Below are 24,881 nucleotides of genomic sequence, written 5' to 3' on the forward strand. Positions count from 1 at the left end.
GATGGGCGATCAGTGGCTCCGGCCGGTCAGGGCGGAGCGCATGAAATCGGTGCTCTCGGTTGCCGACAGGCCGCGGGCGTAAAGGAAGCCTTGCCCCTGCTGGCAGCCGAGCGCGCGCAGGGTGTCGGCCAGTTCCATGGTCTCGATGCCCTCCGCCACCGTTTCCTTGCCCAGGTTCCGGGCGAGGGCGAGGATGACGTTGACGATCTTGTAGTTGTCCCGCACCGCCAGCATGTCGGTGATGAAGGACCGGTCGATCTTCAGCACGTCGATGGGGAAGCGCTGGAGATAGCTGAGGGACGAGTAGCCGGTGCCGAAGTCGTCCAGCGCCAGGCGGATGTTCAGCGCCTTAAGTTGGCGCAGCACCTGGTTGGCCAGGTCCGGGTTCTCGACGAGGGCGCTCTCGGTGATCTCCAGCTTCAGCCGGTCGCCGGGCAGGCCGGAGCGGGCGAGGGCATCCGTTACCACCTTGGCCAGGTTGTCCCGGGCGAACTGGATGCCCGAGACGTTGACGCCCATGGTCAGGTGGTCGGCGGCCGGGCCGAACTGGGCGCGCCATTCGCTGAGCTGGCGGCAGGCCTCGGCAAGGGCCCAGCGGCCAACGGGAATGATGAGCCCGGTCTCCTCCGCCAGCGGGATGAACTCCGCCGGGGAGACATAGCCGCGCTCGCGGTGGTTCCAGCGGGCCAGCGCCTCGAAGCCCATGAGCGCCCCGGTCTGGAGGTCGATGAGCGGCTGGTAGTGCAGCTCCAGCTCCTCCCGGTCCACCGCCTTGCGGAGGTCGTTCTCCAACTGGAACAGGTTGCGGGCGCGGCGGTGCAGGCCGTCGTGGTACACCTCCGTGTGCGCGCCGCCGCGCGACTTGGCCTGATGCATGGCGAAGTCCGCATCGCGCAGCAGGGTGTCCGCGTCGCAGCCCGAGGCCCGGGTGGTGGCAATGCCGATGCTGATGCTGGTGAACAGCTCCTGATTGGAGACCACGAACATCGTGCTCATTTCGCTCTGGATGCGCGCGGCCACCGCCAGCGCCTCGGAGAGATTGTCGATCTCCCGCATCAGGATGGCGAACTCGTCGCTGGCAAGGCGCGCCACCAGATTGCCCGGCGGCGTGCAGGACATCAGCCGCCGCCCGATGGCGATCAGCAGTTCATCGCCCGACACATGGCCCATGCTCTCGTTGATGAGCTTGAAGCGGTCCACGTTGATGATGAGGAGGGCGGTCTCCTTGCCCGGCGCCTGCCGGATGGCGGTGACGGCACGCTCCACCTCGTCGGCAAAGAGCACGCGGTTGGGCAGGCCGGTGAGGCTGTCGTGAGTCTCCAGATGCTGGCGCTGGCGGTCGGCCGCCTTCTCGCGGGTGCGGTCGGTGAAGGAGGCCACCACCTGCGTGATCCGTCCGTCCTGCGCGGCGATGGGATGAAACTCGATGACGAAATGGCGGTCGTGCGGGGCTTCCCGGTACTGCCAGTCCAGCGTCATGACCTCGCCGGACTCGAAACAGGCGCGCAGCTGCTGCGCCACCAGCGAACCATCGCCGCCCCGGCCCAGAATCGTCTCCGCCTCCAGCCCGAGCACCGCATGGCGGCGCAGGTCGAACATGCGCTCGTAGGTGGCGTTGGTGAGATGGCAGATGATCTGCCCGTCCGCGTTGCGCTGGTAAAGCTGGATGCCAACCGGCAGGGCGTCGAGAAGGGGCTGAACTTCCGTAAAGCACGCACTCAGGGCCTGAGCTGCCGACTCGAACGGTTTACCATTTGCTGGCGTCAACGCTGGTTTAATTGCCGACACGCTGCCTCAGCCCATAACCATTGCACCCAGAGAGAGGGCCACTTTCGCCAAGCGGCAATCTGGCCATTTTCTCTCTCAAGCATGACTATGGCAGAGAGTCCCTTAACAGGGCGTAAAATAAGAAAAAACTTTCGAGGGCCAGGGAAGGCGCGCGATTGCGCCCCAGTCCGCCCGCGCCGCCAGGCGGCCGGCAGGGGAGCCCGCCCGCGCCGCCAGGCGGCCGGCACGGGAGCCCGCCCGCGCCGCCGCAATTGTCCCGCCGGCGCGAACGTGCTTTATCCCCCCGGCCGGAACCGTGGCACGGACCGGCGGCGTCGGGGCCGTGAATTGAGGGGAAGGAGCGGCGGCATGACCGGGACGGCAGGGGAGCATCTTGCCTGGCTGGAGGAGGGGCAGCGCCACCTCTGGCTGCCCTATACCCAGATGAAAACCGCACCCCGGCCGCTGCCGGTGGTCTCCGCCGAAGGCGTGCGCCTGCGCCTCGGCGACGGCCGCGCGGTGGTGGACGGCGTCGCCTCCTGGTGGACCGCCGCGCACGGCTACCGCCACCCCCATATCGAACAGGCGGTGAAGCGCCAGCTCGAGACGCTGCCTCACGTGATGCTGGGCGGGCTGGTGCACGAACAGGCGGCCCGGCTCGCCGCCCGGCTGGCGCGGCTGCTGCCCGGCGACCTCGACCACGTGTTCTTCAGCGAATCGGGCTCGGTGTCGGTGGAGATCGCCCTCAAGATGGCGGTGCAGTACTGGCTGAACCGGGGCGAGCGGCGCACCCGGTTTCTCAGCTTTGCCAAGGGCTACCATGGCGACACCTTCATGACGATGAGCGTGTGCGACCCGGACGAGGGGATGCACGCCCTGTTCCGTGGCGTGGTGCCGGAGCAGGTGATCGCCGACCTGCCGGTGGATGCGGACTCGGAAGCGCGGCTGGCGGCGCTGCTGGCGGCGCACGGCCACGAGATCGCGGCGGTGATCGTGGAGCCGCTGGTGCAGGGCGCGGGCGGCATGAAGTTCCATGACGCCGAAACGCTGCGCCGGCTGCGGACGATGTGCGACCGCCACGGCGCGCTGCTCATCTTCGACGAGATCTTCGTGGGCTTCGCCCGCACCGGCCTCGACCTGTTCGCCTGCGCGGCGGCAGACGTGGTGCCGGATATCCTCACCCTCTCCAAGGCCCTGACCGGCGGTACCCTGCCGCTGGCGGCAACGGTGGCCTCCCGCAAGGTGTTCGAGGCCTTCTGGGACGACGACCCCGCCCGGGCGCTGATGCACGGTCCCACCTACATGGGCAACGCGCTCGCCTGCGCCGCGGCCAACGCCTCGCTCGACCTGTTCGAGAGCGAGGACCGGATCGGCCAGGCGCGGGCCATCGGCGCGCAACTGGCGGCCGACCTGGAGCCCGCCCGCGCCCTGCCGGGCGTCGTCGACGTGCGGGTGCTGGGCGGCATCGGCGTCATCGAACTGACCCGCCTTGGCGACCCCGCCTGGCTGAAACAGCGGTTCCTCGACCTGGGGGTGTGGCTGCGCCCGTTCGGCAACATTCTCTACACCACGCCGCCCCTGACCATCGGCGCGGACGACCTGCGCCAGCTGACCAAGGCGCTGGTCACGGTGGCGGGCGAGTGGTCGGCCCGATTCGGAAAAGGCGAATGATATGAACAGCCTGAACGTAATGGCTGAGACGAAGCTCAAGGCGCTGGAGAAGCTGCATCTGCGCCGCCGCCTGCGCCCCAGCGACCGCCTGCCGGAAGCGGTGGTGGTGCGGGACGGCCGCCGCCTGCTCTCCTTCAGCTGCAACGACTACCTCAACCTCAGCCTCGACCCCCGCGTGATCGAGGCGGCGGTGGAGGCCACCCGGCGCTACGGCGCGGGGGCGGGCGCGTCGCGGCTCGTGACCGGTGACCATCCGCTGTTCGCCGAACTCGAAGCGCGCCTCGCCCGGCTCAAGGGGACGGAGGACTGCATCGTCTTCGGCTCGGGCTACCTCGCCAACGCGGGCATCCTCCCGGCGCTGATGGGCGCGGACGACCTGATCCTCACCGACGCGCTGAGCCACGCCTGCCTGCTCTCCGGCGCGCGCCTCGCCGGCGCCAGAACACTCACCTTCCGCCACAACGACATGGCGCACCTGGCCGAACTGCTGGAGACGCACCGGGCCAGCCACCCCCACTGCCTGGTGGTGACGGACGGCGTCTTCTCCATGGACGGAGACCTGCCGCCGCTGCCCGAAATGGCGGCCCTGTGCGCCCGCCACGACGCCTGGCTGTTCACCGACGACGCCCACGGCATCGGCGTGGTGGGCGGCGGGCGCGGCTCCAGTTTCGCCTTCGGGGACAAGGTGGACGTGCCGCTCCAGATGGGCACCCTCTCCAAGGCCATCGGCGGCTACGGCGGCTACCTGTGCGCCTCCAAACCGGTGGTGGACCTGATGCGCACCCGGGCCCGCACCTTCGTGTTCTCGACCGGCCTGCCGCCCGCCAGCGTGGCAGCGGCCATCGCCGCGCTCGACATCATCGAAAGCGAGCCCGGATACTGCCAGCGCCCGCTGGACCTGGCGCGCCTGTTCGCCTGGCAGATGCAACTGCCCGCACCGCAAAGCCCCATCGTGCCGGTGATCGTGGGCGACGCAAGCCGGGCCCTCGCCCTCAGCGCCGCACTGGAAGCGGAAGGCTTCCTCGTTGCCGCCATCCGCCCGCCCACCGTGCCGCGCGGCACGGCACGGCTGCGCTTCACCTTCACCGCCCGGCACCGGGAGGAGGACGTGGAACGGCTGGCGGAAACGCTGAAGCGGTTGATGGAAGGGTAATTTTTTCAAATGGTTAGGGGGTTTTGTTGCAGGAGGGGCTTGCCCCTCTTGGCAACCTCCCGATTTTTTTCGGGCCACGCCTGTCATCACGCGCGCGTCCCGATAAAAAAGTAAGGGAGGTGCAGGAGGGTCCGAGACCCTCCTGCAAAACCAATAACGTCCCTATAACTATCCAGACTCAAAACGGACGAGGATCCCCATGAGCCGCCTGTTCGTCACTGCGACCGGCACCGACATTGGCAAGACGCACGTCACGGCGCTGATGCTGCGTCAGTTGCGGTTGCGGGGGCTCAATCCGCTGGGGCTCAAGCCGGTGCTGAGCGGCTATGACGCGGCGGCGCTGGCGGAGTCGGACCCGGCCCGGCTGCTGGCGGCCATGGGCGAGGCGGTAACGCCCGAGGCCGTTGCCACCATCAGCCCGTGGCGGTTTGCGGCGCCGCTCTCGCCGGACATGGCGGCGCGGCAGGAGGGGCGGGTGCTGCCCTATGGCGAGATGGTGGCCTTCTGCGAGGAGACCGCCGCCCGCCACGAGGGGCCGGTGCTGGTGGAGGGTGTGGGCGGCGTCATGGTGCCGTTGGATGACACCCACACGGTGCTCGACTGGATGGCGGATCTGGGGTTTCCCGCCGTGCTGGTGGCGGGCACCTATCTGGGCACTCTCAGCCACACGCTGACGGCGCTGCAGGCGCTGGCGGCGCGGGGTGTGCGGGTGCGGGCAGTGGTGCTCAGCGAGAGCGCGGGCGCGGGCGTGCCGACGGCGGAGACGGTGGCGACGCTGCGGCGTTTCACCGGGGTTCCCATCCGGGTGGTGCCGCGCGCCGACGCGGGGGGCGAGGGGGGCGATGGGGAGACGGGCGTTGCCAATGTGCCCGATCTGACCGATCTTCTGGCCGAAGAGTTGCCGCCGGACTGGACAGAGGCGGCAAGATGCCGCTAAAGCCGCCTGCAAGGATTTTGTGAAGTGCCGAGGATGCAATGGGCCTGTTAGCGCGGACTTTCACCTGGTGGAACAACCAGACCTGGGGGACGTGGCTGTTCACGAAGCGCCGGGGCGAACTGGTGGGCCAGGACGACCAGGGCAACCAGTATTATCGCGAGCGGGACGGCCGCCGGCGCTGGGTGATCTACAATGGCGACGTGGAAGCGAGCCGCGTGCCGCCCGAGTGGCATGCCTGGCTGCACTACACCGTGGACGCCCCGCCGACCGAGAAGCCGCCGGTGGTGAAGCCCTGGGAGAAGCCGAAGGAGCCGAATCTCACCGGCACCCCCGCCGCCTATGCGCCTCCGGGTGCGTTGCAGGCCGGCGGCGTGCGTCCGCCCGCCACGGGCGACTACGAAGCCTGGCGGCCTGAATAAACCTGGTCCGGCCCCACGGGGGGCCTGCCTGAACGGGAGCCGAGCCGAATGCAGCTCAAGGAAAGCCTGGTAGAAGCCCTGATCGGCGCGGTGGTGCTGGCCGTCGCCGCCCTGTTTCTGGTTTATGCCTACAGCAACACGGCCATCGGCCGGGCCAGCAGCGGCTATCCGCTGGTGGCGCGCTTCCCGAGCGCGGTGGGCGTCAACGTGGGCACGGACGTGCGGATCTCCGGCATCAAGGTGGGCACCGTGACCCGGCAGGAGCTGGACCCGCAGACCTTCCAGGCCAGGGTGACCTTCACCGTGAAGGACGACGTGAAGCTGCCGGTGGACACCATCGCCAAGATCGCCTCCGAAGGCATTCTGGGCGGCAGCTACATCGAGCTGTCCCCGGGCGGCGACATGGACACGCTGCAGCCGGGCGACGAGATCGAGCAGACGCAGGGCTCGGTGGACCTGATGGGCCTGATCGGCCGCGCGATCTACAGCGCGGGCAGCGGCGGCAACGCGTCGGACGAGTCCGAACCGTCGCCGTCCCCGTCCGCGGAGTAAGGCCCGGTGGCCACCCGGCCCGCCGCTGCCGCCGTCGCGACGGCGTTGTTCGGGCTCGGACTCGCGCTGGCCGCCAGCGGCGCGCTGGCCCAGAGCGGGGCCCAGTCCCAGGGCAGAGCACAGGCCCAGAATTCGGAGACGGCGCAGACGCCGCCTCCCGCCTCCGACCAGCTGCCGACACCGGTGGCCGAGCGGGTGGCAACTCTGGTGGTTCTCGACAAGTTCACCGGCACGACCCAGACCTTCGAGGTCAATCCCGGCGCGGTGATCCGCCATGGGCGGCTGACGATCCATGTGCGCAGCTGCGAGGCGAGCCCGCCGTGGGAGCGCCCCGAGGCGGCGGCCTTCCTGCAGGTGGATGAGCAGACCCTCCAGGGCACGGTGAAGCGGGTCTATTCAGGCTGGATGTTCGCCCGCGCGCCTGCGCTCCATCCGTTCGACCACCCGGCCTACAACGTGCTGTTCAGAAGCTGCAAGATGAGCTTCCCCGAGAGGGGCGACGAGACGGTGGTGCTGACGCCCTCCGCGCCCGCTGCGCCTGCTGCCTCCTCCGGGCCGGAGGGCGGGGCGGAATAGCGCCCGGACGCGGTCTCACCGGCCGCGTGCGCCTCGGCAAGGCTGTCGATAGCGAAGAAATCCCCTTCCGCCTCCAGCGCGGCGCGCAGGCGGTGGCGGTATTCGATGCGGCTGATCTCGATGGTGCCGAACCGGGCCAGATGGGCGGTGAGGAACTGGGTGTCGAGCAGACGGAAGCCGCCCACCTTCAGCCGCGCCACCAGATGCACCAGCGCCACCTTGGAGGCGTCCGTCATGCGGCTGAACATGCTCTCCCCGAAGAAGGCCGCCCCCAGCGAGACGCCATAGAGGCCGCCCGCCAGCCGGCCCTCGCGCCAGCATTCGATGGAATGGGCAAAGCCCTTGTGATGGAGGGCGGTGTAGGCTTCCAGGATGCTGTCGTTGATCCAGGTCTGCTCCCGGCCCGGTCGGGGCTCGGCGCAGGCCAGCATCACGTCGCGGAAGCAGCGGTTGGCGGTGACGGTGAACCGGTCCTGCCGCACCACCTTGGCCAGCGAGCGGGGTACGTGGAGGCCGTCCAGCGGCAGGATGCCCCGCCGCCGCGGCTCGACCCAGAACACCTCGTCGCTGTCCCGCTGCTCGGCCATGGGGAACACCCCCGCCGCATAGGCGCGGATGAGGAGGGCAGGCGTCAGCGTCATGTTCGGAGGCGCGTGCATAGGGCCCAATATAGCACAGGGGGTGCGGATTTCCGCCAGTTCTCCGTTTTTCCGGCCCCAACGGAAAGGGCCGCCGCTCGGGAAGAGCGACGGCCCTGATTTTCCGCAGCGCAGGCAGCCTTACGGCTGCTCGGACAGCCACTTCTCCAGCCACTTGATCGAGTAGTCCCCGTTCAGGAAGTCCGGGTTCTCGATCAGCGCCTGGTGGAGCGGGATCGTGGTCTTGGGACCGATGATCACATACTCCTCGAGCGCCCGCTTCAGACGCATCAGCGCGTCATTGCGGTTCTGGCCGTAGACGATGAGCTTGGCGATCATCGAATCGTAGTACGGCGGGATGCGGTAGCCGTCGTAGAGGGCGCTGTCGACGCGCACATGCAGGCCGCCCGGCGCGTGGTAGTCCGTCACCTCCCCCGGTGCGGGGGTGAAGGTGCGCGGGTCCTCGGCGTTGATGCGGCACTCGATGGCGTGGCCCTCGAGGCGCACGTCCTTCTGGGTGACGGAGAGCGGCAGGCCCGCCGCCACGCGGATCTGCTCCCGCACCAGATCCAGGCCCGAGATCATCTCGGTGACCGGGTGCTCCACCTGAAGACGGGTGTTCATTTCGATGAAATAGAACTTCTCGTCCTCATAGAGGAATTCCATCGTGCCCGCGCCCACATAGCCCATCTTCTCGATGGCCGAGCGGACGATCTCGCCCATTTCCGCCCGCTGGCGGGCGCTGAGCGCGGGCGAGGGGGCCTCCTCCAGCACCTTCTGGTGACGGCGCTGGAGCGAGCAGTCACGCTCGCCCAGGTGAATGGCGTTGCCGTGGGTGTCGCCCAGCACCTGGAACTCGATGTGACGCGGGTTGGAGAGGTACTTCTCCATGTACACCGTGTCGTCACCGAACGCGGCCTTGGCCTCCGCCTTGGCCTGGCTCATCAGGCTTTCCAGCTCGTCCTCGGACTGCACCACCTTCATGCCGCGTCCGCCGCCGCCCGAGGCGGCCTTGATGAGCACGGGGTAGCCGATCTGGGCGGCGATCTCCCGGGCTTCCTCGAAGCTCGACAGCGGCCCCGGCGAGCCCGGCACCAGCGGCAGGCCCAGCTCGGCGGCGGTCTTCTTCGCCATCACCTTGTCGCCCATGAGCTGGATGTGCTCGGGCGACGGGCCGATCCAGGTCAGGCCATGCTCCAGCACGATCTCGGCGAACTTGGCGTTCTCGGAGAGGAAGCCGTAGCCGGGGTGAATGGCGTCGGCGTGGGTGATCTCCGCCGCCGCGATGATCGCCGGAATGTTCAGGTAGGACTGGGCCGGAGAGGGCGGCCCGATGCACACCGCCTCGTCGGCCAGCCGCACGTGCATCGCGTCGGCATCGGCCGTGGAGTGCACCGCGACGGTCTTGATGCCCATTTCCCGGCATGCGCGATGAATGCGGAGGGCGATTTCGCCGCGATTGGCGATGAGTACTTTTTCAAACATGCCTCAAACCTTTCGGGATGGCGGCTTTCCTTCAGGAATCAGCGCAACCGGACGCCGGAGAGCGGGACGCGCTGGCAGAAAGACCAGCCCGCAGGAGCAAAACGGGCCTGCCGCAACCGCGGCCCGCCCGCGTGGGAGCGGGGCGCACGGCCGGACGGCAGGTCCGGGTCACTCTCGGTTCAGTTGTGCTCATTCAATGATCAGCAGCGGCTCGCCGAATTCGACCGGCTGCTCGTTGCTGACCATAATCCGGGTCACGGTGCCGGCGCGCGGCGCGGTGATCGGGTTCATCACCTTCATCGCCTCGATGATGAGCAGGGTCTGGCCCTCCTTCACCTGCGCGCCAACCGTCACGAACGGCGGCTTGCCGGGCTCGGGCGCCATGTAGGCGGTGCCGACCATCGGCGAGGTCACAACGCCCGGGTGCTTGGAGAGGTCCGCCTCGGCGGGCGCAGCCGCAGCAGCCGGCGCCGCAGCCGCAGCGGGCGCCGCCGCAGGCGCCGACACCTGAACCGGCGCAGGCGCGGTCACGACCGCATTCTGGGCGGGGAACTGACGGGCCACGCGCACGCGGCGTTCGCCATCAACCACCTCGATCTCGGTGAGATCGGTTTCCTTCAAGAGTTCCGCGAGCTCGCGAACCAAACCTTTATCAACCTGCATAATCGTTGCAGCTCCCTTTCCGGGCATCCTATTCCCCTGAATTTGTCGCGGACTGAATCAGAATTGCGCGGCCGCTTCAAGCGCCAAGATGTATCCGAGTGGTCCGAATCCCTGGATAACGCCCTTCGCCACCGGTGAGACAAACGACCGGTGACGGAACGGCTCGCGTGCGTGTGGGTTCGACAAATGCACCTCAATGACCGGCAAGGCAATGGCCTTGATGGCGTCGTACAGCGCAACGGAGGTATGCGTGTAGGCACCCGGGTTGAAGATCACACCCGTGCAGGTCTCCCGAGCCTCGTGCAGCCAGTCGATGAGCTGGCCCTCATGGTTCGATTGCCGGAAAATCACCGAAAGGCCCAGTTCTGCGGCACGCTTCTCCACCATCGCCTGGATGTCGGCCAGCGTCGCCGAGCCGTAGACGCCGGGTTCGCGGGTGCCGAGCAGGTTGAGATTGGGACCGTTCAGAACAAGCACCCGCCGGGTGTGGCTCTCGACCATGCAGTCTTGTCTTTCCACTGTTGCCGTCAACCCTCTATAGAGAAGAAGAGCGGGCCCGGCGAGGGCTTCTCTCACGTTGCTCCACAGAGGCGCACTCGCCCCGCGGCCGCGCGGCAAAGTCCGGCACTGGCCGGGCTTCGTTCCGCCGGTCGGCCGCGAAGCGAAGCGGCTCTTATAATGGCCATGTCTTCCTCAGGTAAAGCAGTCGAGTCCAAACAATGATCCAGATCCTGCTGAACGGCGAAACGAAACGGCTGGAGGGCGAGCCCACCGTTGCCGACCTTCTGGGAACGCTGGGGCTGGAGCCCGGCAAGGTCGCGGTGGAACGGAATCTGGAAATCGTGCCCAAATCAGCCTACGACGCCACCCGGCTTGCCGACGGCGACAGGCTGGAAATCGTTCACTTCGTAGGCGGAGGAGACCACAGCGTGACTGCAACCCCTGAGAAAGCCCCCGAGACGGCTGACGATACCTGGACCGTGGCGGGCCGGACCTTCCGCTCCCGCCTCATCGTCGGCACCGGCAAATACAGGGACTTCGAGGAAACCGCCCGGGCCGTCGAGGCCGCCGGCGCGGAAATGGTCACCGTCGCCGTGCGGCGCGTGAACGTCTCCGACCGCAACCAGCCCATGCTCACCGACTTCCTCGACCCGAAGAAGTACACCTACCTGCCCAACACCGCCGGCTGCTACACCGCCGAGGACGCCATCCGCACCCTGCGCCTCGCCCGCGAGGCCGGCGGCTGGAACCTGGTGAAGCTGGAAGTGCTGGGCGAGCAGAAAACCCTCTACCCGGACATGGTGGAAACCCTGCGCGCCACCGAAGTGCTGGCCAGGGACGGCTTCGACGTGATGGTCTACTGCTCGGACGACCCCATCATGGCCAAACGCCTCGCCGACGCCGGCGCCTGCGCCATCATGCCGCTCGGCGCCCCCATCGGCTCCGGCCTCGGCCTCCAGAACCCGGTGATGATCCGCCTGATGATCGAAGGCTCCAAACTGCCGGTGCTCGTCGACGCAGGCGTCGGCACCGCCTCCGACGCCGCCGTCGCCATGGAACTGGGCTGCGACGCCGTGCTCATGAACACCGCCATCGCCGAAGCCAAAAACCCCGTCGCCATGGCCCGCGCCATGAAACTGGCGGTCGAGGCCGGACGCCTCGCCTACCTCGCCGGCCGGATGCCGAAGAAACGCTACGCCGATCCGTCCTCGCCGCTGGCCGGGCTGATCTGACGCCGGGTTTGAGGTTTTGGTTTCAAGATATTGAATTTTATCAGGGTTACGCAGCGTTTGCGGAGGTAAACAAACGAAAAATGCAGGAGGGGCTTACCCCTCCTGCACCTCCCATTCGTTTCAAACGGCCGTGGTTCCGGTGCCCGCTGGAGCCACGGCGTTTTTGTTATGGGGCAAGCTGGACAGGGCCTGAGTCACAGGGGGCATTCCTGGGCCGCGCCTGATGTGACCCGAATACGCTCCTTGAAATCTTTCAGCGGATGAGAGGGATCGGGGGGATTGGGCCGCGCCTGATCCGGGCCGCGCCTGATCCGGGCCGCGCGTGCTCCTTAAAATCATTCAGCGGATGAGAGGGATCGGGAGGATTGGGCCGCGCCTGATCCGGGCCGAGCGTGCTCCTTAAAATCATTCAACATGGCGATGAGGGGGCCGGGCGGGGGATGCCCTGGCTGGTGGTCTCCCCACGGACGCAGGCTTGGTCCCGCTCTTCCCGAGCGATCCTGGCTGTGAGGGGAGGCCGAACGGTATCCGCTCCTCCCATGACCCTGCGCTGTTTCGGCGGGGCTCGGGCCTTTTAGTGTCACTTATGACACTTTGTCGAAGGGGGCGGCCTGTCGTGGGAGGGGCAGGGTGCGAGGGGGCAGGGGAGGCGCTCTTTTCGGGAGATCGGGGAGCGCGGGGCTTTTGCTGCCAGGCGCCGGGGCGCCAGGGGGTGTCCGCCGGTGGGTGTCAACAGGTGTGTCAGCGGTGAGGGTCAGGTTCTGGTGTCAGCCGGTGGGGGGTACGCGGGGAAGTCTGCGAGAGAGCGTCGGGCAGTGGTATCAGCCGATAGGGAGGCAAGGGGTGATGTCAGCAGGTGAGGGTCACGGGTGGGCGTCTGCCAGCGAGCGCCGGACGGTAGTGTCAGCCAAAAGGGGGCAAGCGGTGGGGCGCAGGCGGTAATGTCAGCCAGCGGTGTCGGCTGGTGGTGTTCAGGGGGTGTGTCAGGGGGCGGCGTCTGGCCGTGGTGTCTGTTGGCGGTGCCAGGGGGTGATGTCCGGCAGGCGGCGGCGTTTTCTGGCTTCGGGCAACTAGCGCAAACGCACCTTAAAATCATTCAACGGATAAAGAGGGGCCGCCGGGATGGTGGCCGTGGTCGGGGTGATGCGCTGACGCGCTGGGCCCTGCCAACGCTGACTTCGCCCGATTGGTCCCGCGCCTCTCCGAACCACCGAGAGCTTACCCAACCTTTCCGGGGAGAGCCGAACTGTCCCGGTTTTCGGCTAGTTCTGTGCTGTCTCGGCGGGGCTCGGTCCTTTCAGTGTCACTTATGACACTTTGCCAGAAGGGGGGCGGTTGGTGTGTCTCCGAGGGTGGATGGGGAGAAGGGGGTGCGAACGGGGCTGAGGGGCGGCGCGTGTGGGGGCCTTAGAATGTCTGCCGTGGGGTGGGCGACGGGTTCGGTGTCTGAAGGGTGCGGAGATCCAATGGGTTTTCCGGGGGATGACAGGGTTTTCCGGGGCCGGGTGGTTCAGGTTCGTTTGGCGCGGCGAACCTGGCGTCTGACGGGAAATCACCTGGCAGGGGGACCAATCAAAGGCACGGTGTGGCGTTGCGGGCTGGCAACGACTTCGCTTGCGGATGGGCGAGCGGTTTCTGAAGGGCGCGGCCGGATCAACGTGCAGGCTGAAAGGGCCGGGCGGTGATGAATCGCTTCACGGAAGGCATGTGACGTTTCGGAAGGGCGCGGCCGGATCAATGAACGAACTGGACGTGCCGGACAGCGGTAAATCGGCTTGCGGAGGGTGCGTGACCCTGTTGAAGGGCGCGGCCCGGTAATTCAAGGGAGGTGCAGGAGGGTTAAGACCCTCCTGCATCTTTTGTTTGTTAGCCTCCGCAAACGGGAGGGTCCGCGACCCTTCTGCATCTTTTGTTCGTTTGCCTTCGCAAACGGGAGGGACAAGTCCCTCCTGCATCACTCAACAAATGAAATACCTCACTCCCCGGTCTGGGTGCCGGTGCGGGAGGAGCGGGTTTTGGCGATGGCGTCCCGGAGGTCGTCGATGCTGACGGCGCCGGAGATGATCTGGTCGCCGATGATGTAGGTGGGGGTACCGGAGAGGCCGAGGGTGCCGCCGAGCTGGAGGTTCTTGTTCAGCTCCTGTTCGAGGCTGGGGTCGTTCATGTCGGTGGCGAGGCGTTTCTCGTTGACGCCGGCCTTGCGGGCGGCGGCCACCAGTTTTTCCTGGGTGACGCGGCCTTCGACGCTGAAGATGGCGTCGTGCATCTCGAGGTAGCGGCCCTGGCGGGCGGCGGCGAGGGCCATGAGGGCGGCGCGGCGGGACAGGGGCTCGCTGCCCTGCTGGTCGAGGATGGGCAGGTCGCGGTAGACCACCTTGAGGTTGGGGTCGCTGGCGATGAGTTCCTTCATGACCGCGTGGGAGCGGCGGCAGTAGGGGCAGCGGAAGTCGAAGAACTCGACGAGCGTCACGTCACCCTTGGGGTTGCCTGCCACCGCGCCGGGGAAGGGGGTTTCGATCTGGTCGCGGTAGCTGTTCAGCACCTTGACCACCTCGCGGCGCTGCAGCTCGGTGACCGCTTCCGGGATGATTTCCGGGTGGTCGAGGATGTACTGGCGGACCAGCGCCTCGATCTGCTTCTCCTGCGCGGGCGTGAAGTCGGTCTTGACCCGTCCGCCGGATTCGGCGCGGGGCGCGGGGGTGAGGGCGAACAGCCCGGCGCCCGCCGCGACGAGCAGGACGAGGGAGACACCAATTCGCTTCATGCTGATCACCAGTTCGAACAAATGTTGCTGAATGCGGGCGCGGGTGCGAGCGTTTAGCCCCGACGGCGGCCCTTGCCCCGCCCGTTTCTGGCCGCTTCTTGCGCGATGAGCAAGATGTCTTGCGCCCGTAACCATTCCGGCGTGTTCTTCGGCAGACCGGAGACGGCGCGGTGGGCGTGGTAGGCCACCTCGGCCGGGTTGGCATTGTATTGCAGGCTCAGCCGCTCGGCGGAGGCGAGGGCGGCGCGGGCCTCGTCGCCCAGCTGGGTGTAGGCCATGCCCAGCTGGAACCAGGCGAAGGGATTTTCCGGGTCCTGGGTGACGACACGGCGCAGGATGGTGACCGCCTCGCGCGCGAGATCCGGGTTTTCCATGGCGACGAGGGCGTGGCCGAGCGAGGTGGCGATCAGCGGCTCGTTGGGCTGGATCTGGACCGAGCGGCGCAGGGGGACGATGGCTTCCTCCACCTTGCCGGATTCCAGCAGGATCTGGCCCTTCATTTCGAGGAAATAGGGATCGTCCGGCTTCTGGGCGAGCAGGGCGTCCACTTCCGCCTCCGCCTCCTCGCGGTGGGCCAGCTTGTGCCAGGCGTAGGCCCGGGCCAGCCGGGCGGGCATGGAGGTGTCCGTCTCCGGGTAGAGCTGGAAGGTGCGGGGCGGCTCGTTGATGTAGCCCGCCAGCTTGGCCTTGATGCGCAGGAAGCGGGTCTGGTCCTCGGCCTTGGGCGGCTTGGCGTAGTGGGGCGAGGCGGACACCCGCTCCTGAAGCTTCTCGATACGGTCGCCGGTGAGCGGGTGGGTGCGGATGTAGGCATCCTGCGTGTAGCCGTAGCGGAACTCCATTTCCTGGAGCTTGCGGAAGAAGCTGATGAGCCCCTCGCCGGAAATGCCGGACTTCTCAAGGAACTCCGCGCCCGCCTGGTCGGTGACGGCTTCCACCGAGCGGGAGTAGGCGAGGTAGTTGCCCTGCGCCAGCGACTGGCCCGCCATCATCGCCGCCATGCCCGCGTCGCCGCCGCCCGCCGCCATGGCCGCCACGCCCACCAGCAGGCTGAGGATGCTGATGTTGCCCGCCTTGGCGGCGGCATCGTCGTGGCGGATCAGGTGGCCGCCGGCGATATGGCCGGTTTCGTGGGCGATGACGCCGATCAGCTCGTTCACGTTGTCCGCCTGGAGGATCAGGCCGGTGTTGATGAAGATGTTCTGTCCGCCCGCCACGAAGGCGTTAATCGAGGGATCGCCCACCAGGTAGAAGCTGATGGCCCGGGGATCGAGCCCGGCGGCCTCGAAGATGGGGCGGCTGATATCGTGGAGGAAGCGCTCGGTTTCCGCGTCGCGCAGCAGGGACTGCGCCCGCGCCGGGCTGGCCAGAACCAGAAACGCCACCATTCCCAACGCCACGAGGCGCCAAAGCCGGGTCCAGACAAGAGACAGGTTCATCATGGCCGCAAGAGTGGCAATCCGCCGGGAGCGCGTCAATCGAGCAGACGGTCAGGCGCATCTTGGCCGCGCCGGAAACAAAGGGGCAGGGCGCAAAACGGAACGGCCCCGCGCCTCGGTGTGGAGACGCGGGGCCGGAGCTACAGGCCGCCGGGGGTCAGCGCCGCCCGGGCGGGCTTGCCTTAGCTGCCGCTGAAGGTGCGCTGCCACCAGCCGCGGCGGGCCGGGCGGGGCTGCGCCGGTTCCGCGGGCGCGGCGGCCTCGGTCGCCTCATTGGCGGCCGGTGCGCCTTCATTGGCGGCGGCGGGAGCCGGTGCGGGAGCCTCTGCCGCTATGGCAGGCTCCGGGGACGGCTCGGACCCGGACTCGTCACCGGACGGAGCGGCCTCCGGCGCGGCGGGAGCGGCAGGCGCTGCCGCCTTGGCGGTCTTGCGCGTGCGGGTGCGGGTGGCCCGTGCCGGCTTTTCCTCGGCGCTTGCCTCCGCTTCGGGCGCCTTGGCCTCGGCGGTCTTGGCCTTGGTGGTGCGGCGGCGCTTCGGCTTGGGCGCCTCCTCGGCCGGGGCTTCCGCAGCCGGGGCTTCCGCAGCCGGGGTTTCAGCAACCGGGGCCTCGGCAACCGGAGCCGGTTCAGCCGCCGCAACCGGAGCTTCAGCCGGGGTTTCGGCCGGGGTTTCGGCCGGAGCCTCGGTCTCGGCCGCCTTGGCCTTGGTGGTCCGGCGGGTGCGGCGCTTGGGCTTGGGCGCTTCCGCCGGGGCCTCGGCCTCGGCCGGAGCCTCGGCTTCAACCGGCGCGGCGGTCTCGCCCGCGGTGTCGGCGACGGCCTCGGAGACCGCTTCGGTCACGGCCTCGGACACGGCAGCGGCTTCGCCGACGGCCGGAGCCTCGGCGCCTTCGCCAGCCACGGCCTGCGGACGCTCGCCCCGGTCACCGCGACGGCGGCGACGGCGGCGGCGACGGCGTTCGCCCTCGCCATTGGTCTCGCCGCCCGCTTCGGCGGCAGCGGCCTCGCCGCCCTCGGCGGTGAGGGCCTCGCCATTGGTCTCGCCGTTCTCGGCCGCGCCTTGTGCCTCGGCCCCGTTCTCGCCGTTCTCGCCATGGCGGCGGCGACGGCGGCGACGGCGGCGACGGCGGCCCTGACGGTCCTCGTCACCCTCGGCCTGGGTCTCGCGGGCCTCGCGGGCCTCGCGGGTCTGACCGCCCGCCTTGGCGGTGGTCTCCTCGACGGTATCCTCGGCCTCTTCCTCGTCGGCGACGTTGTCCTCTTCCTCCGGCTCCTCGGCGGGGACGGGCTGGGCCGTCAGCTCCACCGGCGCGATGGCCGGCGGCGGGCCGGAGCGCTCGATCTCATAGTTCGGCACGATGAGGTCGGCCTTGGGCTCCACCTCGATGGTGATGCCGTAGCGGCTCTCGATCTCGGTGAGTTCGGCGCGCTTGCGGTTGAGGATGTAGATGGCGATTTCCGACGGCACGTACAGCAGCAGGTGCGACGCGCGGGCCTTGATCGCCTCCTCCTCCAGCGCGCGCAGCACATGGAGCGACGAGGACTGGACCGTCCGCAGGAAGCCCGCGCCGTTGCAGTGCGGGCAGACGTGGGTGGATGCCTCCAGCACGCCGGTGCGCAGGCGCTGGCGCGACATCTCCAGCAGGCCGAAGTTGGAGATGCGGCCCACCTGGATGCGGGCGCGGTCGTTCTTCAGCGCCTCCTTCAGGCGACGCTCGACATTTCGGATGTTGTTCTTGTCCTCCATGTCGATGAAGTCGATGACGACGAGGCCTGCCATGTCGCGCAGGCGCAGCTGGCGGGCGATCTCCTCGGCGGCCTCCAGGTTGGTCTTGTAGGCCGTCTCCTCGATGTTGTGCTCCTTCGTCGCCCGGCCGGAGTTGATGTCGATGGACACCAGCGCCTCGGTCGGGTTGATGACGATGTAGCCGCCGGAGCGCAGCTGCACGACCGGCCGGTACATGGCCTCAAGCTGCGCCTCCACCTGGTAGCGGTGGAAGAGGGGCACGCGGTCGCGGTAGAGATGCACCTTCTTGGCGTGGCTCGGCATGAGCAGGCGCATGTAGTCCTTGGCGGCGCGGTAGCCCGCTTCGCCTTCCACCCACACCTCGTCCACGTCGCGCGAGTAGATGTCGCGGATGGCGCGCTTGATGAGGCTGCTGTCCTCGTAGATCAGCGCCGGGGCCACCGACTTGAGCGTCTGCTCGCGGATCTCGTCCCACAGGCGGGTGAGATAGTCGAAGTCGCGCTTGATCTCGGTCTTGGTGCGCTTGAGGCCCGCCGTGCGGATGATGCAGCCCATGCCCTTCGGCAGCTTCAGCTCCGACATGATGGACTTGAGGCGGCGACGGTCGGCCTGGCTGGAGATCTTGCGCGAGATGCCCCCGCCGTGGGTGGTGTTGGGCATCAGCACCGAGTAGCGGCCCGCCAGCGACAGGTAGGTGGTGAGCGCCGCGCCCTTGCCGCCGCGCTCTTCCTTCACGACCTGGACCAGAAGGATCTGGCGGCGCTTGATCACTTCCTGGATCTTGTAACGGCGGCGCAGGGCCGTGCGCCGGCGGCGCATGGCTTCCTCGGCCTCGTCCTCGTGATCGTCGTCGCCGCTGTCGTTGACCTCGGAAACCTCGCCGCCCTCGCGGGCCACGACCTCGCCGGTCTCGTCGGCGGCTTCGTCGTCGCCGCCGTCGCGGGAGGTCTGGTCCGCGTCGTCCATGCGGGACGCGGCGGCTTCCTCCGCAAGCAGGGCCTCCCGGTCCTCATGCGGGATCTGGTAGTAATCGGGGTGAATTTCGCTGAAGGCCAGAAAACCGTGACGATTGCCGCCGTATTCCACGAAAGCGGCCTGAAGCGACGGTTCTACCCGGGTTACCTTGGCGAGATAGATATTGCCTTTGAGCTGCTTCTTCGTTGCTGCTTCAAAATCAAATTCTTCAATACGTGTGCCGCGCACCACCGCAACCCGGGTCTCCTCCGGGTGGCGGGCGTCGATTAACATGCGAGTTGACATTCAAATTTCTCCATGCGCGCAGCCGGGCGGGCGCGCAAAGGCGCCTGGCGCGAACGGCTGCGTGTGTCTGAGACCACTGCCGGCCGTCGTGACGGCTCGGCACAAATCGTTCCAGGGGCCGGATGTTCAACGGCCTTGCGTTCGGGAGCGCGGCGCAAGGGAGGCGGTATTTCATCCTCTCCTCAGCTCTTTCGCCCGAAACTCGGCCCATCGATTGCTATCCTTGTCGTCAAAGCGTCTCGTCAGCCTGGCGATACGCGCGGCCCAAACACGAAAAAGGGGCCGGGTGCAGGAAGGACGACGCTGACCGCGTTGAACACCGAAACTGTAACATCTGGACAGCTAACACCAATTCAGGCAATCCACAACCCAACTCCGCGCATGGATGCGCTCAAGATATGCGGTTTGTCGCCTGGGCGCTTGTTCAGCGCGGCCCGGCCGATTAATGTGCGGAGCAAATCCAGACACGCGATGAATAATTTCGGCAGCGACATTCCTTTATTCGGCGGCGGCGAGCGGGCGTGAGAGCAGGACAGGATGCAATGATCGGCCTCCGGGCGAACGAGAGGCGCGCGACCCGGCGGGCCGCCCGCTGGCCGCGGGCTGCTCTCTGGCGGCAGACCGTAATCCGGGCGGCCTGGGCGCTGCTGGCGGCGATGGTCCTTCTGGTGCTGGCCGGAGGCGGTACGCAGGCCGAGGCCGCGCGGGTGACGGGCCTGTCCTCCACCATGCAAGGGGCGGACGCGATCGTGACGGTGGACCTCGACGGGCCGTTCGAGGCGCCGCGCCTGTTCTATCTGGACGGGCCCCAGCGCGTCGTCATCGACTTTCCGGGCGTTCTCGTGCCCTCGGCACAGCGGGCGGCGGGCAGTGGGCCGGTCCAGGCCGTGCGCCTCGCCCAGAACAGCCCGCAGCTGGCCCGCCTCGTCATCGATCTCGGCGCCAACGCCGTTGCCGCGCTTGATCCGTCGGTCGAGCCGGGCCGCAACGCCCTGCGCGTGCGGGTGACGGGCACCGACCGCAACGCATTCCTCGCCGCGCTGCGCCGGGGTGCGACCCGCCTCGCGGTGGCGTCCGCCGCCGCACCCGCTTCGACGCAGGTTGCCGCATCCCAGCCCGCCAGCGCGGCTGCAACCGCTCCGGCGCCCGCACCGGCCCCGGTCCAGACCGCTGCTGTTGCGCCCGCGCCCGCTCCGGCGCCGGCGCCGGCCGCGCCCGTGTCTCCGGCGGCGCTGCCGGTGGTGGTGATCGACGCGGGCCACGGCGGGCAGGACCCGGGCGCGCCCAGCGTCATCAAGGGCAAGTGGGAAAAGGAAGTGACGCTCGCCATCGCCAAGGCGATCAAGGCGGAGCTGGACCGCTCGGGCAAGGTCAAGGCGGTGCTCACCCGCTCCACCGACATCTTCATCCCGCTGGGCCGCCGCGTGGAAATCGCCCGCGAGGCCGGGGCCAACCTGTTCATCTCGATCCACGCCGACTCCATCGCCCGGCCGGACGTGCACGGCGCGACCGTCTACACCCTCTCCGAGACCGCGTCGGACAAGGAAGCCGAGCGGCTGGCCGCCAAGGAAAACAAGGCGGACATCATCGCCGGCATCAATCTGGGCGCGGAAAGCCCGGATGTGACCAACATCCTGATCGATCTGGTGCAGCGCGAGACCATGAACCTCTCCGCCGAATTCGCCGGGATCGTGGTGCGCGAGGTGGGCAAGCACCGCTACTTCCGCTCCAACAACCACCGCTTCGCCGGCTTCCGGGTGCTGAAGGCGCCGGACGTGCCCTCGGTGCTGCTGGAGACCGGCTACATGTCCAACGAGGCGGACTCCCGCTACCTGTTCTCGCAGGCGGGCCAGGCCGCCATTGCCAAGGGCGTGCGCGCCGCCGTCGAGGCCTACTTCCAGCGCTACATGGTGCAGACGGCCGTGGCGGCGGGTGCGTCCTGATCGCGGTGCCGTGCCGGGCCCCAGCACCTTGATCCGCGCCCGCGCGTTTTCAGCTCACGGCGCTGGCGGGCCGTGGCGCGCCGGTTGCGTCGGCCCGCAAACCGCCGTAAACGCTCTCGCCGCGAGCAAGCCTTTTGGGAGGTCGCAGTTTCCCGGACGCAGGGCGGCCAGCCCTGACCGAAAGCTGCCGTTAGCGCAAGGAGCCCACCGTGGCTGAACCGGGCCAGAACGATCACGAAAGCCGGAACGGCGACAGCAACCGCGAGGCCGGCACCCGCAAGGGGTGGAGCGAGGGCCTCCGTCGCATGGGGGAGCGCCTCGGCGGCGTTGCGCACCTGTCGCGGCGGCGCAAGTGGCTGCTGGGCGGCGCGGCTCTCGTCGGGCTGGGCGTGGTGGCCGCCGGGGGAGGCTATGTCAGCCTCTCGCAGGACCTGCCCTCGGTCGAGGCGCTGCGCGCCTACGAGCCGGACCTGCCGACCACCGTGGTGGCGGGGGATGGCTCCATCCTCGCCGTGTTCCAGCGCGAGCGGCGCGTCTACACCGCGTATGACGAAATCCCCGAGCTGGTGCGCCACGCCTTCATCTCGGCGGAAGACAAGACCTTCTACTCCCACAAGGGGCTGGACTATCCGGGCATCGTCCGGGCCGTGCTCACCAACATCCGCAACATCGGCAAGAACAAGCGGCTGGTTGGCGCGTCCACCATCACCCAGCAGCTGGCCCAGGCCATGCTGCTCGGCCGCGAGGTGAGCTACACCCGCAAGCTGCGCGAGGCCATCCTCGCCAAGCGGCTGGAGGAGGCGATGCCCAAGCAGCGCATCCTCGAGCTTTACCTGAACCAGATCTTCCTCGGCCGGAACTCCTACGGCGTGGGCGCGGCCTCGCTCGCCTACTTCAACAAGCCGCTGGAGGCGCTGACGGTGGAGGAGGCGGCGTTCCTTGCCTCCCTGCCCAAGGGGCCGAGCCTCTACGGCCGCCCCAAGTATCGCGCCATGGCGCTGGAGCGGCGCAACTACGTGCTCGGCCAGATGCTGGAGAACGGCTACATCACCCGGGCGCAGTACGACGCGGCGGTGTCCAAGGACATCGTGCTGGCGCAGGTGCGCTCCCGCCCCACGTCCCGGCTGGGCGAGTATTTCGTCGAAGAGGTGCGCCGCACGCTCATCGACGTCTACGGCGAGGACAAGGTCTACGGCGGCGGCCTCTGGGTCTACACCACCATCGACCCCGACATGCAGCGCGCCGCCGAGAAGGCCATGCGCGACGGCTTCGTGCGCTACGAGCGCGGCAAGGCCTGGCGCGGGCCGGTCGAGACCATCGCGCTGGGGGAGGGGTGGCAGAAGCGTCTCTCCGCCCTCAACGTGCCGGTGGGCTATGACGACTGGCGCGCGGCCGTGGTGCTGGAGAAGCAGGGCGGCACCGCCACCCTCGGCTTCGAGGACGGCTCGACCGGCCGCCTGCCCGCCGCCAACGCCACCCGCCGCCGCGACGGGCGGCCCGCCTTCGACCTGCTGAAGCCGGGCGACGTGATCCCCGTCTCCCGGGTGAAGGACACGAAGGACACCTACACGCTCCAGCAGATCCCGCTGGTCTCGGGCGGGTTCGTTGCCGTGGACACGCTGACGGGCCGCGTGCTCGCGCTGGTGGGCGGGTTCGACGCCCGCCGCAGCCAGTTCAACCGGGCGACCCAGGCCAAGCGCCAGCCGGGCTCCGCGTTCAAGCCGTTCGTCTACGCCGCGGCGCTGGACAACGGCTTCACCCCGGCCTCGGTGGTGCTGGACGAGGATTTCTGCGTCAATCAGGGCGGCCGGCTCGGCGTCAAGTGCTTCCGCAACTTCTCCGGGCGCGGCACCGGCCCGCAGACGCTGCGCACCGGCCTCGAGCAGTCCCGCAACCTGATGACGGTGCGGCTTGCCAACAGCGTCGGCATGCCCAAGGTGGCGGACATGGCCGTGCGCCTCGGCATTACCGACCAGATGAGCCCCATGCTCGCCATGGCGCTGGGCGCGGGCGAGACCACGGTGATGCGGCTGGTGACCGCCTATGGCATTCTCGCCAACGGCGGCAAGCAGATGCAGCCCATCCTCATCGACCGGGTGCAGGACCGCCACGGCAAGACCATCTACCGCAGCGACACCCGCAAATGCCCCAGCTGCGCCGCCAACGACTGGCAGGGCGAGGGCATGCCGCAGGTGGCGGACACGCGCAAGCAGGTGATCGACCCGCGCACCGCCTATCAGGTGGTGCACATGCTGGAGGGCGTGATCGAGCGGGGCACCGCCCGCCGCCTGCGCGTGCTGGAGCGGCCGCTCGCGGGCAAGACCGGCACCACCAACAACTCGCAGGACGTGTGGTTTGTCGGCATGACGCCGGATCTGGCGGCGGGCCTCTACGTGGGCTACGACACCCCGAGCAGCCTCGGCGGCTGGGCGCAGGGCGGCACGGTCGCCGCGCCGATCTGGCTGGACTTCGCCCGGGAGGCGCTGAAGGACGCGCCCAAGCCGCAGTTCACCGCCCCGCCGGGCCTGCGCTTCGTCCGGGTCAACCGCAAGACCGGCCAGCTCGCCAACTACGACGGGCCGGACGTGATCTGGGAGGCCTTCAAGCCGGGCCTGGAGCCGCGCCGCTTCGTCGCGCTCGGCGAGCCGCAGGTGGTCAAGTCCGACACCGACTTCGTCGAGACCATGGGCGGGATTTACTGAGGCCGGAATGGCGGAACCGGGGCGGGGGTCTCCCCCGCCGCGCCGGGAATGTCTATATGGAAGCCCGTATTCAGACATTGACATTGCAAGCCGGGTCTGGCTTTTCCAACGGCTCTGCCCCGGCAGGGGTGTTTCCTGTCATTTACGGAAAGCAAGGAAGACATGCGCGCGGAAGCGGAAGCCCATGTGGCACAAATCAAGCAGGCGCTCGACCTGCTGAGGAGGTTTCTTTGACTGGGATCGGGCGCTAAGGCGGCTCGATGAGCTGAACGCGGCGGCGGAAGATCCGGCGCTGTGGAACGATCCCAAGAAGGCTCAGGCGCTGATGCGGGAGCGTCAGCGGCTCGACGTGGCCATCAACGCCACCCGCAGCATCGAGCGGGAGCTGGAGGACACCGTTGGCCTGATCGAGCTGGCGGAAGCCGAGGGCGATGAGGGCATGGTGGACGATGCCGTCGCCGCGCTGGCGGATCTGGCGAAGCGCGCCGAGCGCGACAAGGTGGCGGCGCTGCTCTCGGGCGAGGCGGACGCCTCCGACTGCTACCTCGAAATCAACGCGGGCGCGGGCGGCACCGAGTCCAACGACTGGGCCGAGATGCTCCAGCGCATGTACACGCGCTGGGCGGAGCGTCGCGGCTTCAAGGTGGAGCTGATCGACCGGCACCCGGGCGAGCAGGCGGGCATCAAGTCCTGCACCCTGCTCATCAAGGGCGAAAACGCCTACGGCTGGGCCAAGACGGAAAGCGGCGTGCACCGCCTGGTGCGCATCTCGCCGTATGACGCCAACGCCCGCCGGCACACCAGCTTCACCAGCGTGTGGGTGTATCCGGCCATCGACGACGACATCGAGATCGAGATCAACGAGAAGGATCTCAAGATCGATACCTACCGGTCGTCGGGCGCGGGCGGTCAGCACGTCAACACCACGGACTCGGCGGTGCGCATCACGCACATCCCGACCGGCATCGTGGTGGCGTGCCAGAACGAGCGCTCCCAGCACAAGAACCGCGCCACCGCCATGAAGATGCTGAAGGCGCGGCTCTACGAGGCCGAACTCCAGAAGCGCGAGGCCGAGGCGGCCGCCACCAACGCGGCCAAGACGGACATCGGCTGGGGCCACCAGATCCGCTCCTACGTCCTGCAACCGTACCAGATGGTGAAGGATCTGCGGACGGGCGTGGTCAACACCCAGCCGCAGCTGGTGCTGGACGGCGACCTGGACGAATACATGGCCGCCGCGCTGTCGCAGCGCGTCACCGGCGAGAAGGTGGCGGTCGAGGATATCGACTGAGCCTTCGGCGCCGCCTGTCCTCCCGGGCGGGAGGGGCCCCGGACGGGCCCTCCCGCGCCGGGGGTGGCGGCGGGCGGAGGGGCGCGTTAAGGATCCCTTACCCCTTGATGTGGCAAGGATGAGTCCATGCGCCGGAGAGA

The 24,881-nt window shown here is 68.2% G+C and carries 17 protein-coding genes and 1 pseudogene; 10 read left to right on the top strand and 8 right to left on the bottom strand.

Annotated features, from left to right (window positions below; all coding sequences use genetic code 11):
- Positions 1 to 9: 9 nt before the first annotated feature.
- Positions 10 to 1,767: a putative bifunctional diguanylate cyclase/phosphodiesterase gene (locus ACSJJU_RS06850; RefSeq protein WP_435914567.1), complete on the bottom strand. Its 1,758-nt coding sequence runs from the start codon at positions 1,765 to 1,767 to the stop codon at positions 10 to 12.
- Positions 1,768 to 2,136: 369 nt separating this feature from the next.
- On the opposite strand from ACSJJU_RS06850, the gene ACSJJU_RS06855 reads away from it, so the two are divergent.
- From ACSJJU_RS06855 to ACSJJU_RS06880, 6 genes and pseudogenes are all read left to right on the top strand, one after another.
- Complete coding sequence (locus ACSJJU_RS06855; protein WP_435914568.1) at positions 2,137 to 3,438, top strand: adenosylmethionine--8-amino-7-oxononanoate transaminase; 1,302 nt, start codon at positions 2,137 to 2,139, stop codon at positions 3,436 to 3,438.
- Positions 3,439 to 3,457: 19 nt separating this feature from the next.
- Positions 3,458 to 4,591 carry an 8-amino-7-oxononanoate synthase gene (bioF, locus tag ACSJJU_RS06860; protein WP_435914570.1) on the top strand — a complete coding sequence of 378 codons (1,134 nt, stop codon included), beginning with the start codon at positions 3,458 to 3,460 and terminating at the stop codon, positions 4,589 to 4,591.
- A 199-nt stretch (positions 4,592 to 4,790) separates the two neighbouring features.
- Positions 4,791 to 5,528 carry a dethiobiotin synthase gene (bioD, locus tag ACSJJU_RS06865; RefSeq protein ID WP_435914572.1) on the top strand — a complete coding sequence of 246 codons (738 nt, stop codon included), beginning with the start codon at positions 4,791 to 4,793 and terminating at the stop codon, positions 5,526 to 5,528.
- Positions 5,529 to 5,566: 38 nt separating this feature from the next.
- On the top strand, positions 5,567 to 5,947 hold the full coding sequence (locus ACSJJU_RS06870) for an NADH:ubiquinone oxidoreductase subunit NDUFA12 (protein ID WP_435914574.1): 381 nt from the start codon (positions 5,567 to 5,569) through the stop codon (positions 5,945 to 5,947).
- A gap of 48 nt (positions 5,948 to 5,995) precedes the next feature.
- Entirely contained in the window at positions 5,996 to 6,499 is a 504-nt protein-coding gene (gene mlaD / locus ACSJJU_RS06875; RefSeq protein WP_435914575.1) for an outer membrane lipid asymmetry maintenance protein MlaD, read from the top strand.
- Between the two features lie 207 nt (positions 6,500 to 6,706).
- A pseudogene (locus ACSJJU_RS06880) lies at positions 6,707 to 6,913 on the top strand (DUF2155 domain-containing protein); the annotation flags it as partial.
- Positions 6,914 to 6,948: 35 nt separating this feature from the next.
- Here the strand turns inward: ACSJJU_RS06880 and aat are convergent.
- From aat to aroQ, 4 genes are all read right to left on the bottom strand, one after another.
- On the bottom strand, positions 6,949 to 7,716 hold the full coding sequence (gene aat, locus ACSJJU_RS06885) for a leucyl/phenylalanyl-tRNA--protein transferase (protein WP_435914577.1): 768 nt from the start codon (positions 7,714 to 7,716) through the stop codon (positions 6,949 to 6,951).
- A gap of 138 nt (positions 7,717 to 7,854) precedes the next feature.
- Complete coding sequence (gene accC, locus ACSJJU_RS06890) at positions 7,855 to 9,198, bottom strand: acetyl-CoA carboxylase biotin carboxylase subunit (protein ID WP_435914578.1); 1,344 nt, start codon at positions 9,196 to 9,198, stop codon at positions 7,855 to 7,857.
- A 189-nt stretch (positions 9,199 to 9,387) separates the two neighbouring features.
- A complete protein-coding gene (accB, locus tag ACSJJU_RS06895) occupies positions 9,388 to 9,861 on the bottom strand; it encodes an acetyl-CoA carboxylase biotin carboxyl carrier protein (RefSeq protein ID WP_435914579.1) in 474 nt (157 codons plus the stop codon).
- 57 nt (positions 9,862 to 9,918) lie between these two features.
- Entirely contained in the window at positions 9,919 to 10,362 is a 444-nt protein-coding gene (gene aroQ / locus ACSJJU_RS06900) for a type II 3-dehydroquinate dehydratase (RefSeq protein ID WP_435914581.1), read from the bottom strand.
- 218 nt (positions 10,363 to 10,580) lie between these two features.
- On the opposite strand from aroQ, the gene thiS reads away from it, so the two are divergent.
- Complete coding sequence (gene thiS, locus ACSJJU_RS06905; RefSeq protein ID WP_435914582.1) at positions 10,581 to 11,594, top strand: sulfur carrier protein ThiS; 1,014 nt, start codon at positions 10,581 to 10,583, stop codon at positions 11,592 to 11,594.
- 1,975 nt (positions 11,595 to 13,569) lie between these two features.
- Here thiS and ACSJJU_RS06910 read toward each other — a convergent pair.
- The 3 genes from ACSJJU_RS06910 to ACSJJU_RS06920 form a co-directional block, all read right to left on the bottom strand.
- Positions 13,570 to 14,358, bottom strand: coding sequence for a DsbA family protein (locus ACSJJU_RS06910; protein ID WP_435914583.1), 789 nt, complete (start codon positions 14,356 to 14,358; stop codon positions 13,570 to 13,572).
- Between the two features lie 53 nt (positions 14,359 to 14,411).
- A complete protein-coding gene (locus ACSJJU_RS06915; protein ID WP_435914584.1) occupies positions 14,412 to 15,746 on the bottom strand; it encodes a M48 family metalloprotease in 1,335 nt (444 codons plus the stop codon).
- 233 nt (positions 15,747 to 15,979) lie between these two features.
- The gene (locus ACSJJU_RS06920) at positions 15,980 to 18,805 is read right to left on the bottom strand and encodes an Rne/Rng family ribonuclease (RefSeq protein WP_435914585.1); all 2,826 of its coding nucleotides are present in this window, start codon (positions 18,803 to 18,805) and stop codon (positions 15,980 to 15,982) included.
- A gap of 542 nt (positions 18,806 to 19,347) precedes the next feature.
- On the opposite strand from ACSJJU_RS06920, the gene ACSJJU_RS06925 reads away from it, so the two are divergent.
- From ACSJJU_RS06925 to prfB, 3 genes are all read left to right on the top strand, one after another.
- Positions 19,348 to 20,748 (top strand): N-acetylmuramoyl-L-alanine amidase, encoded by a 1,401-nt coding sequence (locus ACSJJU_RS06925; protein WP_435914586.1) that lies wholly within the window; start codon positions 19,348 to 19,350, stop codon positions 20,746 to 20,748.
- A 209-nt stretch (positions 20,749 to 20,957) separates the two neighbouring features.
- A complete protein-coding gene (locus ACSJJU_RS06930; RefSeq protein ID WP_435914587.1) occupies positions 20,958 to 23,450 on the top strand; it encodes a penicillin-binding protein 1A in 2,493 nt (830 codons plus the stop codon).
- A gap of 162 nt (positions 23,451 to 23,612) precedes the next feature.
- Positions 23,613 to 24,741 (top strand): peptide chain release factor 2 gene (gene prfB / locus ACSJJU_RS06935; protein WP_435914589.1). Its coding sequence is split into 2 segments (ribosomal slippage): positions 23,613 to 23,681 and positions 23,683 to 24,741, totalling 1,128 coding nucleotides; the frame shifts between segments, so codons are not numbered across the junction.
- Positions 24,742 to 24,881: the final 140 nt, after the last annotated feature.

The sequence above is a fragment of the Pedomonas sp. V897 genome, from assembly GCF_051304405.1.
Taxonomy (GTDB): Bacteria; Pseudomonadota; Alphaproteobacteria; order Sphingomonadales; family Sphingomonadaceae; genus Pedomonas.

What these genes read in the sequence shown, in the direction of transcription:
- ACSJJU_RS06925 (WP_435914586.1), top strand. Translation starts at nt 19,348, where the DNA reads ATGATCGGCCTCCGGGCGAACGAGAGGCGCGCGACCCGGCGGGCCGCC.
- ACSJJU_RS06920 (WP_435914585.1), bottom strand. Translation starts at nt 18,805, where the DNA reads ATGTCAACTCGCATGTTAATCGACGCCCGCCACCCGGAGGAGACCCGG.
- mlaD (WP_435914575.1), top strand. Translation starts at nt 5,996, where the DNA reads ATGCAGCTCAAGGAAAGCCTGGTAGAAGCCCTGATCGGCGCGGTGGTG.
- aroQ (WP_435914581.1), bottom strand. Translation starts at nt 10,362, where the DNA reads ATGGTCGAGAGCCACACCCGGCGGGTGCTTGTTCTGAACGGTCCCAAT.
- aat (WP_435914577.1), bottom strand. Translation starts at nt 7,716, where the DNA reads ATGACGCTGACGCCTGCCCTCCTCATCCGCGCCTATGCGGCGGGGGTG.
- accB (WP_435914579.1), bottom strand. Translation starts at nt 9,861, where the DNA reads ATGCAGGTTGATAAAGGTTTGGTTCGCGAGCTCGCGGAACTCTTGAAG.
- thiS (WP_435914582.1), top strand. Translation starts at nt 10,581, where the DNA reads ATGATCCAGATCCTGCTGAACGGCGAAACGAAACGGCTGGAGGGCGAG.
- bioD (WP_435914572.1), top strand. Translation starts at nt 4,791, where the DNA reads ATGAGCCGCCTGTTCGTCACTGCGACCGGCACCGACATTGGCAAGACG.
- bioF (WP_435914570.1), top strand. Translation starts at nt 3,458, where the DNA reads ATGGCTGAGACGAAGCTCAAGGCGCTGGAGAAGCTGCATCTGCGCCGC.
- ACSJJU_RS06870 (WP_435914574.1), top strand. Translation starts at nt 5,567, where the DNA reads ATGGGCCTGTTAGCGCGGACTTTCACCTGGTGGAACAACCAGACCTGG.
- ACSJJU_RS06855 (WP_435914568.1), top strand. Translation starts at nt 2,137, where the DNA reads ATGACCGGGACGGCAGGGGAGCATCTTGCCTGGCTGGAGGAGGGGCAG.
- ACSJJU_RS06910 (WP_435914583.1), bottom strand. Translation starts at nt 14,358, where the DNA reads ATGAAGCGAATTGGTGTCTCCCTCGTCCTGCTCGTCGCGGCGGGCGCC.
- ACSJJU_RS06915 (WP_435914584.1), bottom strand. Translation starts at nt 15,746, where the DNA reads ATGGTGGCGTTTCTGGTTCTGGCCAGCCCGGCGCGGGCGCAGTCCCTG.
- accC (WP_435914578.1), bottom strand. Translation starts at nt 9,198, where the DNA reads ATGTTTGAAAAAGTACTCATCGCCAATCGCGGCGAAATCGCCCTCCGC.